8 protein-coding genes are annotated in these 10,174 nt (G+C 42.9%); 1 reads left to right on the top strand and 7 read right to left on the bottom strand.

Annotated elements, in window-relative coordinates; genetic code table 11:
- Positions 1–202: 202 nt before the first annotated feature.
- From QZZ35_RS07050 to QZZ35_RS07020, 7 genes are all read right to left on the bottom strand, one after another.
- Positions 203–2,335: a DNA topoisomerase III gene (locus QZZ35_RS07050; protein ID WP_291236755.1), complete on the bottom strand. Its 2,133-nt coding sequence runs from the start codon at positions 2,333–2,335 to the stop codon at positions 203–205.
- 18 nt (positions 2,336–2,353) lie between these two features.
- Positions 2,354–3,217, bottom strand: coding sequence for a YitT family protein (locus tag QZZ35_RS07045; protein WP_291236754.1), 864 nt, complete (start codon positions 3,215–3,217; stop codon positions 2,354–2,356).
- 102 nt (positions 3,218–3,319) lie between these two features.
- A complete protein-coding gene (locus QZZ35_RS07040) occupies positions 3,320–4,261 on the bottom strand; it encodes an ABC transporter permease (RefSeq protein ID WP_291236753.1) in 942 nt (313 codons plus the stop codon).
- A 15-nt stretch (positions 4,262–4,276) separates the two neighbouring features.
- The gene (locus tag QZZ35_RS07035; RefSeq protein ID WP_291236752.1) at positions 4,277–5,293 is read right to left on the bottom strand and encodes an ABC transporter permease; all 1,017 of its coding nucleotides are present in this window, start codon (positions 5,291–5,293) and stop codon (positions 4,277–4,279) included.
- Positions 5,293–6,810: an ABC transporter ATP-binding protein gene (locus tag QZZ35_RS07030; RefSeq protein WP_291234839.1), complete on the bottom strand. Its 1,518-nt coding sequence runs from the start codon at positions 6,808–6,810 to the stop codon at positions 5,293–5,295. Before QZZ35_RS07030 ends, QZZ35_RS07035 begins: the two co-directional genes overlap by 1 nt.
- A gap of 93 nt (positions 6,811–6,903) precedes the next feature.
- Positions 6,904–7,974, bottom strand: a complete 1,071-nt coding sequence (locus tag QZZ35_RS07025) for a BMP family protein (protein WP_291236751.1) — start codon at positions 7,972–7,974, stop codon at positions 6,904–6,906.
- 68 nt (positions 7,975–8,042) lie between these two features.
- Positions 8,043–9,410, bottom strand: coding sequence for an amidohydrolase (locus QZZ35_RS07020; protein WP_291236750.1), 1,368 nt, complete (start codon positions 9,408–9,410; stop codon positions 8,043–8,045).
- A 150-nt stretch (positions 9,411–9,560) separates the two neighbouring features.
- Here QZZ35_RS07020 and QZZ35_RS07015 point away from each other — a divergent pair, with 150 nt between their 5' ends.
- Positions 9,561–10,130, top strand: a complete 570-nt coding sequence (locus tag QZZ35_RS07015) for a helix-turn-helix domain-containing protein (protein WP_291236749.1) — start codon at positions 9,561–9,563, stop codon at positions 10,128–10,130.
- Positions 10,131–10,174 lie beyond the last annotated feature (44 nt).

The following is a 10,174-nucleotide window of genomic DNA, read 5'->3' as shown; positions in this document are numbered from 1 at the left end:
ACAAATTAATTTTAACAATTTTTTCACATTTTCCCCACATACTTTTCACAGAACACGGCTATACTATAACCATCAAAAGAAATTTTGATAGTGATTTTTTTCATAACACCATTCAATATGAATGGACCCTTCCCCCTTTTTTTTTAAATAATACAAGCAACTAAAGAAAGCCGCTTTACGCGGCTTTTTTTAGTGCATACAACTACTCCTGTTTTAAATTTAATTTTGCAAATGCCTCTGCAAAAGCATTGTTTAACGGCTGAGCAGCTTCTTTTTTCTGCTTATTCATATATTTCTGTACATCCTTTTTGCTGACACCCGCACCTTCTTTTTTTCTCCGCTCCTGGAAAACAGACAATTTTTCTTTATATCCGCATCCACAGACAAAGGTCTGAGCATCACCTTTTCCATACATCTCCATCCGTTTATGACATTTCGGACACCGGGCATTGGTTGTTCTGGCAACCGTCTCCCTGTATCCGCACTCCCTGTCCTGACACACAAGCATACGGCTATTTTTCCCTTTTACTGAGAGCATCCGTTTTCCACACTGAGGACATTTCGTATTTGTCAGATTTTCATGACGGAAAGTACCGTCTGCCGTGCGTATTTCTGATACGATCTCCTCCGTATATCCGCGAATGTCCTGAATGAATCTGTCTTTAGCAAGTCTTCCTTCCGAGATATCCAGAAGTTTCTTTTCCCAACTGGCTGTCAATTCCGGTGTCTTCAGATCATCCGGCACAAGTTCCAATAACTGTCTGCCTTTTGATGTCACATGGATATCTTTATCCTTTTTCTCCATGAGAAATGTATTAAATAATTTGTCAATGATATCCGCCCGGGTCGCCACAGTTCCGAGTCCGCCTTTTTCCATAGCGGTCAACAATGTTGCCTCATTATAATATGCCGGTGGCTTGGTCTGCCCTTCATTGACCTTCGCCCGGCTAATGATGATTTGACTGCCCTCTTTTATTTCCGGGAGTGACTGTTCCCGAATATCCTCTTCACCGCTCTCTTCCTGAAATTCATCATAAGCTTCCTGCCAGCCAGGCTGTTTCATAATTTTCCCTTTTGCGGTAAACACTTCCCCCGCACATCCGGCCTTTAATGTGGTCTGCTCATATTCGCATGGCGGATAGAGAACCGCTATAAAACGGCGCACAACCAGATCATATATTTTCCGCTCATCGCTGGTCATATGCTCAAGCTGAACATACTGCTCCGTCGGAATAATGGCATGATGATCGGAAACCTTACTGTCATCCACGAAACTTTTATTGATTCTCAGTGTCTGATTGATAAGCTTTCCTGCGGTTTTACGGTAAGGTCCCACACTGCATGCTTTTAAACGCTCTTTAAGCGTTTCGGCCACATCTTTTCCGATATATCTTGAATCTGTTCTCGGATAAGTCAGCACTTTGTGATTCTCATAAAGACGCTGCATAATATTTAAGGTTTCTTTAGCAGAAAATCCGAAACGTTTATTGGCGTCTCTCTGCAGTTCTGTAAGATCATAGAGCCCCGGTGCATAGGTCTTTTTTGTCGTTTTATGAACTTTATCCACTGTAAGCTTTTCACCGCCTACTTTTTCTTCAATCTTTTGAATTCGATCTTTGCTAAATGTCCGGCTGCTTCCGGATTTCTGATCCTGCCAGGTCCAGACAATTCCATCCGCAGTCAGTGTCAATCCATAATACTTTTCCGGCTGAAATGCACGTATCTCTTTTTCTCTCGCCTCAATCATGGCAAGGGTCGGTGTCTGAACACGACCGCAGGATAACTGGGCATTATATTTACATGTCAATGCCCGGGTTCCATTGATACCTACAAGCCAATCGGCCTCTGCGCGTGCTTCCGCTGCCGCATACAGATTTTTATAGTCCCGACCGTCGCGCAGATGGGCAAATCCGTCACGGATCGCCTTATCCGTCACGGATGATATCCAGAGACGTTTTACCGGTTTTCTACTGCCCGCCTTTGCAAGAATCCAACGTGCAACCAATTCGCCTTCACGTCCTGCATCTGTTGCTATAACAACATCACCTATATCTTTTCGATAAAGATGGTTTTTTACAGTCTGATACTGCTTTCCTGTCTGTTTTATAACAACAAGCTGAAATTTTTCGGGCATCATCGGCAGAACTGCCATATCCCAGTTTTTATATCTTTCATCATAGGCTTCCGGATCTGCCAGTGTCACCAAATGGCCCAGGGCCCAGGTCACCACATATTTTTCCCCTTCCAGCGCACCCTGATTATTTTTACCGCATTTAAGCACGCGGGCAATATCCCTGCCCACTGACGGTTTCTCCGCAATTACAAGTGTCTTCATCTATGTCGTCCTTTCCTTCTATAATGTATCATCCATCACGGATTTAAAGCCTTCTCCCAGTATCTGACTCACTTCCGTAACAATAAAAAATGCATCCGGGTCAATCTCTTTGACAATTCTTTTTATTTGTGCAAATTGTGATTTGCTCGCCGCACATAAAAGCACTTCTTTTTCTTCCATCGTATAAGCCCCCACTGCTTTGAGCAATGTCGCTCCCCGATCCACTTCCCCGAGGATCCGGTCTTTGATCGCCATATTTTTTTCAGAAACAATAAAAAACATCTGACCATGCTCACTTCCGTAGACAATACTGTCAATCACTTTTGTCTGACAGAAAAGTGCCACAACACCAAATAACCCCGCTTCTATATTATGAAACACAAGCACCGAACTGGCAAGTACCAAACCATCCACAAGCATCAGCATTTTTCCAATGGGAATCTGAGGAAATTTTAATTGAAGCAGAAAGCAGATGGCATCCGTTCCTCCTGTGGAAAATCCACGTGAAAACACAAGTCCCAGCCCGGCACCGGCTAAAATACCGCCGTAAAGCGTCCCCAGAAGTCGTTCACCTGTGTAAACCGGGAACCATGGTGTGACAACATAATCAAGAATAACACTGCTTAAAAGCACCGCTCCCAGGCTCTGCAGCGTATACTTTTTTCCCAAACGTTTCCAGCTCAGCAAAAAGATCGGTATATTCATTAAAAGGGTCATAAAACCAATCGGTGCTCCCCACAAATATTGAATCATGATCGCAATACCCGAAACACCTCCCGGTGCAATATTTGCAGGAACGATAAAACTGTGAATACCTATCGACATAATGAAAAGTCCGGCAATCTCAAAAAATAAATCCAACACTCTTTCTTTTCTGTTCATACTTCTCCTCCTTTTCTCGTTTAGTTTACCCAATTCTGCTTAATGAAAAACGAAGAGTACATTTTTGCGATATACTCTTCGTTGTTTTATCATAATAAAGTTTTAGCGGCTTCCTCGAATATATGGTTTACTCAAAGATTCCGGTTCATTGCTTCTTCCAATCGAACCAAGCAATGCAATTAATGTAATAATGTAAGGCAGCATAGCCAGTGCCTGAGCCGGAAGCGGAACACCCACCGCCTGAAGTCGAATCTGAAGCGCATTGGCACCTCCAAAGATCAATGCTGCTCCTGCCGTGCCCACCGGTGTATATCTTCCTAAAATGACCGCCGCCAATGCGATATAACCTCGACCGGAAGTCATATTTTCAGAAAAGACACCAAGCTGAACAAGTACAAGATAGGCACCACCGATGCCTCCGAGAATTCCATTCACCAACATGGCAATGTATTGATACTTATGTACAGGTATACCTGCCGCATCCGCTGCTCTCGGATGTTCTCCGATGGCCTCAAAGGAAAGACCCAGAGCGGTTTTGGCATAAAACACTGTCATCAGGATGACAAGAATGTAAAGCAGATAGGTGAAAATATCCTGATTAAACAGGGCATTTCCAATCAGCGGGATATCACTGAGAACCGGTATCTTAATCGTTGAAAATGTTTTTAACTGCTGATAACTTTGTCCTTCTTTAATAATTTTAGCGAAAAAGCTTGTAATACCGAGAACAAAGGTATTAATTGCAAGACCGATAACCGATTGATTCTGAGCAAGATGGATCGATAAAAAGGCGTGAATCATACTCACAATGACGCCTCCCAGAATTCCGAAGAGAAGACCGACCCATAAATTTCCGGAAAACATGGCCCCTACAAAGGAAAAGAATGCCCCACTTAACATGACACCTTCCATACCGATATTTAATATTCCCGCTTTCTCGGCAAAAACTTCACCCAAGCCTGCATAAAGCAGCGGCACAGCCATACGCACCATAGCAGAGAAAAAGGCGGTAAAAAAACTTATTGTCAAAATCTGTTCTAACATCTCTTTTTCTCCTTTCTAAGCATTCTTGACTTTCTTCCGACGAATAAGACCTTTGGCTAAAATCAGAAGAACAACAAGTCCGATCAATATGTCAACAATCGCTGACGGTACACCCAGCTGGCGCTGCATCGTATTTGCACCAACCTGCATGGCTGCCATAGCCACAGAAGCCACAATAACCCCTACAGGATGATTTCCTGCCATCAATGCGATAAGAACTGCTGTGTAGCCGCAGTTGGAAGAAATACCTTCCAGAAGTTTTTTCTGAATCGCCAGCACTTCCACTACACCGGCCATGCCTGCAAGACCTCCGCTTAAGAAAGCAGAAATAACAATATTTTTCATGACCGAAATACCGTTGCATGCTGCTGCCCGTTTATTAAAACCTACAACCTTGATCTCATAGCCAACCGTTGTTTTTTCGAGCAGAAACCACACGACAGCCACAGAAACCAGTGCAAGAATAAATCCCGCATGAAGACGTGTCGGAGGCAAAAGCTGAGGAAGCCATACAGAGGAATCGAATTTTGCTGACTGAGGCACACTGCCCGCCGGATCCATAAGAAACGTGCGGACCGCAATACCGACGAGATTAATCGCAATATAGTTCAACATGATCGTCACAATAATTTCAGAAATTCCAAGTTTTGCTTTAAAAACAGCCGCAATCAGTGCCCATACACCACCTGCGAGAAAGCCTGCTGCAAGTGCCAGCACAATACCTGCCGCACCCTGAATATTTAAAGCAACCATCGATGCTGTCAAAGCACCTACATAAAACTGTCCCTCGGCACCAATATTAAAAAATCCGGTACGAAAAGCCACTGCACAGCCCAGTCCTGTAAAAATTAACGGCGTTGCCTTAACAAAGACTTCACAAAATCCGTTCAGATTACCAAATATGCCTTTAAAGAAATTGGCATAAGCTTCCGCCGGATTGGCATTGGACATCATGATCAGCACCGTACCAACCGCGATGGTAATCAACGCAATGACTAATCCCTGTATCACTTTTTCTTTTTTGTCCGTCATTACATATCCTCCTTTGTCACACCGCCCATCAACAGGCCGATCTTCTGAACATTGGCATCTTTACGTTCCAATATTCCGGCAATACTTCCGCCAAACATAACAGCAATCCTGTCAGACAATGCCAGTATTTCTTCCAGATCCGCCGATATAAGAAGTACACTCCTGTCTGAATTACGTACATCCATCAACGTCTGACGCACAAACTCGGTTGCGCCGATATCCAGACCTCTGGTCGGCTGATTGGCTATGACAAGTTTCGCCTCATCATTGACCTCTCTTGCAATAATGATTTTCTGCTGATTTCCACCGGAAAGAAGTTTGGTAATCGATTCCATACCGGTTGTTCCTGTCGTTTTGATCTGAAATTTTTCAATGGCCTGTCTGGCCTGTTCTTCAATCGGCTTTTTATTAAAGACGCCCTTTTTTGAGAAAGGTTCCTTATCATAATTTTTCAGCAGCATATTATCTTTCAAAGACATATCGATGACAAGACCATCCGCATGCCGGTCATCCGAAATATAAGAAATTCCCTTTTCAAAACGCTGTTTGACATTTAACCGGTCAATATCTTCACCGAGGAAATGAATCGTCCCTGACGTACTCTTCCTTATACCGGAAATAACTTCCGCAAGTTCTGTCTGTCCGTTGCCGTCCACGCCCGCAATACCAAGAATTTCACCCTTTTTTACCGTCAGGCTGATATGATCCAGCAAGGCCTTTTCACCTTTTTTAATACATATTTCTTTCAGTTCCAGAGCAACGCCGTTATCCGGCTGCTCTTTTATCTCAAAATCGCCCTTCAGCTCTCTTCCGATCATATACATGGATAATTCCTTCGGATTTGTTTCTGCTGTAACGAGCTCTTTAATTTTCTTTCCATCGCGCAAAATCGTCACACGGTCACTGATTTCCATAATCTCACTCATGCGGTGTGTAATAATAATGATCGCGTAACCTTCATTCTTTAATTTTCTTAAAACTCCAAAGAAATCCTGAGTTTCTTTAGGTGTGAGCACTCCTGTAGGCTCATCCAGGATCAGAAGATCCACATCCCGGTATAACGCTTTCAGGATTTCTACTCTCTGCTGTTCACCAACAGATAAATCCCGTATCCGTGCATCCGGTCTCACTTTCAATCCATATTTATCAGCCAGCTCGACAATCCTGGCTCTCGCTTCCATTTTTGAAATAAAGATTCCATCCTGTTTTAATCCCAGAATAATATTCTGAAGCACCGTCATCTTTTGTACAAGGGAAAAATGCTGGTGAACCATACCTATTCCCTGATCAATCGCATCTTTTGGAGAAACAAACCTTACTTTTTTATCCTTCCAGTAAATCTCTCCTGTATCTGCTGTATAAATACCAAACAAAATATTCATCAGTGTTGTTTTTCCGGCACCGTTTTCACCGAGCAGTGCATGAATCTCGCCCTTTTCGACAGCAAGATCAATATCTTCATTCGCATATACACCTGAAAAAGCTTTGCTGATATGTTTCATCTCTAAGATTGCCATACATCTTCTCCTTCAATGTTTTCGATGAACCAGACAGGGGACGCCCGGCCATAGCCAACACGTCCCTTGTGTCCGTTTATAATCTTCTGTTCACTATCTTGCAGTTGTGTCGCAAGGTACTACAAATTCACCGGATTTGATCTGTTCGATCAGCTCAGCGATCTCTTTGCGTACATCTTCCGGAATAACACTTTCCATATCATAATATGGAGCCATCTCTACAACACCCTCAGCCATACCAAGGTATTTAACTTCGCCTTTGAATTCGCCGTTAGCGATATCATTGTAAGCAGCTTCAATAAGAACAGGCACATTGTACATAGAAGATGTCAATACCGTTTCCGGTGCTAATTCATGCTGGTCATAGGAGTCACCTGTTGCATAGATTCCAGCTTCCTGAGCTGCTGCAATTGCACCGTTACCGCATTCATTTGCATCATGAGCAATGAAGTCTACACCGCCATCGATCATAGCCTGTGCAGCTTCTTTAGCAAGTGCTGTATCTGTAAAGCTTCCTGTCCATGCTGTCTGAACTTCGATATCCGGATTTACGGATTTTGCACCATCTTCAAAACCATTCATGATCTTAATTAAGGAAGCACCCTCGATTGGTCCGATGAAACCGATCTTATTGGATTTAGTCATATGTGCAGCAAGAATACCTTCAATGTATCCGCCTTCTTCACATTTCATAACATAGGATGCCACATTATCAGAAGATACATCTGCTTCAACACAGATAAATTTTGTATCCGGATACTGAGCACCAACTTCAAGTGCAGGATCACCAAACTGGAAACCATGTCCGATAACAATGTCATATCCATTTGCTGCATAATCTGTAAATGCTGCTACCATATCCGCTGCCTGAATATTCTCTGTGTAAGCTATTTCTGCACCATATTTTTCTTCAAGAAGTTTCAGACCGTCGTAAGCAGACTGACACCATCCCATATCATTCACCGCACCTGTCACACAAAGAGCAACTTTTAATGTTTCACCCTCTGCTGCCTTCTCTGAAGCGGATTCTGCAGTTGTCTGCGCAGCAGATTCTGCTTTTGTTTCTGCTTTTGTTTCTTTTGAGCCGCCGCCGCATGCTGTCAGCATGGAAACAGCCATTGTCAGGCTTAATGCCATCGCTACAATTTTTTTCATTTTTTTCATTCTCCTTTTTCCTTTTGTTGCATTTTGTTATATAGTAGGGACAAAAGTTTTTGCCCCATCATATCGACTTATTTAGAGGACATCGGATAGATGACCGGAAAACGGTCAGGAAGAACAATGCCTGCCCGTGAACGGATCGCTGCCGCATGTTCTTTCGCAGCTTCAAGAACTTCTTCCTCATTCATAGACAGTACAATGCGGTCTTTCATCAGCCACTTACCGTCGCACATTGTACTTTCTACATTCGAAGAATGCATGGAAGTTACAACGTTTGCAACAGCATCATGACATGGAAGCATTCCTACAGAATCCGGATTAATTACAATAAGGTCTGCCTTCTTTCCAACTTCAAGACTGCCATATAAATCTTCATCCATCAATGCCTTCGCACCGTTGATCGTTGCCATACGGATAATCTCCTGAGCTTTGACAACATCCGGTTCAAGTCTCCATCCTTTATGAATAAGAGAGGTCAGATACATCTCATCTACCATATCCATACGGTTATTTGAAGGTGCACCGTCTGTACCGATGGTCACACAGATACCTTCACGCAGCATACGAGGCACTTTTGCAAAACCGAGAACTCTCATAGCTGCCGCCGGATTATGGGATACTTTTACCTCATGATCGCGGAACATCTCTACTTCCTCATTCGACAGCCATACTGTATGGACAGCGAGGAAATTCTTATCCAGAACACCCAGCTTATTCAAATGTGTAACGGTTGTGTCACCGCGTGTTGCCTTCACATATTCGACTTCATCCCGAATCTCAGCCACATGCATATGAACACCGACACCGTACTTGTCCGCCATCTCTTTTGTACGCACGATCAAATCATCTGTATTATTAAAAATTGTGCGAAGTCCGAACCATACTTTCACACGTCCGTCATATGTATTATGGAATTTCTTTAAATCTTCTTCCTGTTTATCCAGCTCTTCATCCGCTGTCTTCTGCCATACCTTTGGAAGACCTTCGCCGCAGTCCATAACAGACTTTGCAAGCTTTGCTCGAATGCCCGCTTTGGCAACGCCGCGCACCATACCGGACACATGCTGACCTCCCGGCTCTGCAAAAGATGTACATCCGCACTTGATCTGTTCAAGACAGCATGCCAGAGTGGAAACATACGAATCTTCCTCTGTCATATTACTTTCATATGGCCAGATACGATCATGAAGCCATGTTAATAAATTAACGTCATCGCCCAGACCTCTGCCCAGCTGCTGAGATGTGTGCACATGGGTATTAACAAGACCCGGCATAACAATCTTGCCTTTGCAGTCTACGACTTCATCTGGATCTTCATTCATTTCAAAATATCCAATCTTGCTGATCTTATCATCTTCAACAAGGATATTGCCTTCAGAGTATACCTCTTCATTGGCATTCATGGTGATTATCATCGCGTTTTTCAACAAAATTTTCATAGAAATTCCTCATCTCCTCCATCAAACTGCGTTCAGTATAACGAATAATGTTCGTTTTGTCAATCACATCATTGTTGAATAAAGTTGAAATTTGTATTTGACGAAACCTTCTTTTTTATATATAATTTCAAATTAAACTGGAGGTAAATTATGTCTGATATAGATTTAGCAAAAATTGGTAATATATTAAAAGCAAGACGTTTAGAAAAGAATCTGTCACTCCGTGACCTGTCTGCACGTTCGGACACCGCAGCCAGCACGATCAGCCAGATTGAAACGGGCAAAACTTCACCCAACCTGCTCACATTAAAAGCACTGTGCAACGCTCTTGATATTCCTGTATTTTCTCTCTTTATGGATGACGAGATTTCAAACGTCCGCCTTGTTCGTCATAATGAACAACAGACGTTTATTCGAAATATCAGCAACGGAAAAGCCCTGGTAGAATCTTTGATCACTCAGGGAAAAAATGAAATGTGGGGTGCGATCGTGGATATACCTGCCGGATCGGATTCGGGTACCTTTGCGCATCACGGCGGAGAAGAACTTGTATTTCTCCTTGAAGGAACGCTCATTTATGAACTCGAAAACTACAAATCCTACACACTTGAGAAATATGACACCCTTTATTATCCGAATTACATCGGACACCGTTGGGTCAATGCCTCCGATGCGAATGCTAAAATGCTGATCATTTCTACTTCTCCTTATAAATTTTAAACAAAAAAGGAAATCTTTCATATAAACGAGAGATTTCCTTCTTT

The sequence above is a fragment of the Frisingicoccus sp. genome (assembly GCA_016298055.1).
Taxonomy (GTDB): Bacteria; Bacillota; Clostridia; order Lachnospirales; family Lachnospiraceae; genus Frisingicoccus.
The sequence above is the reverse complement of the archived record's forward strand: the minus strand, read 5'-3'. Positions and strand labels throughout refer to the sequence as shown.

What these genes read in the sequence shown, in the direction of transcription:
- QZZ35_RS07050 (WP_291236755.1), bottom strand. Translation starts at nt 2,335, where the DNA reads ATGAAGACACTTGTAATTGCGGAGAAACCGTCAGTGGGCAGGGATATT.
- QZZ35_RS07045 (WP_291236754.1), bottom strand. Translation starts at nt 3,217, where the DNA reads ATGAACAGAAAAGAAAGAGTGTTGGATTTATTTTTTGAGATTGCCGGA.
- QZZ35_RS07040 (WP_291236753.1), bottom strand. Translation starts at nt 4,261, where the DNA reads ATGTTAGAACAGATTTTGACAATAAGTTTTTTTACCGCCTTTTTCTCT.
- QZZ35_RS07035 (WP_291236752.1), bottom strand. Translation starts at nt 5,293, where the DNA reads ATGACGGACAAAAAAGAAAAAGTGATACAGGGATTAGTCATTGCGTTG.
- QZZ35_RS07030 (WP_291234839.1), bottom strand. Translation starts at nt 6,810, where the DNA reads ATGGCAATCTTAGAGATGAAACATATCAGCAAAGCTTTTTCAGGTGTA.
- QZZ35_RS07025 (WP_291236751.1), bottom strand. Translation starts at nt 7,974, where the DNA reads ATGAAAAAAATGAAAAAAATTGTAGCGATGGCATTAAGCCTGACAATG.
- QZZ35_RS07020 (WP_291236750.1), bottom strand. Translation starts at nt 9,410, where the DNA reads ATGAAAATTTTGTTGAAAAACGCGATGATAATCACCATGAATGCCAAT.
- QZZ35_RS07015 (WP_291236749.1), top strand. Translation starts at nt 9,561, where the DNA reads ATGTCTGATATAGATTTAGCAAAAATTGGTAATATATTAAAAGCAAGA.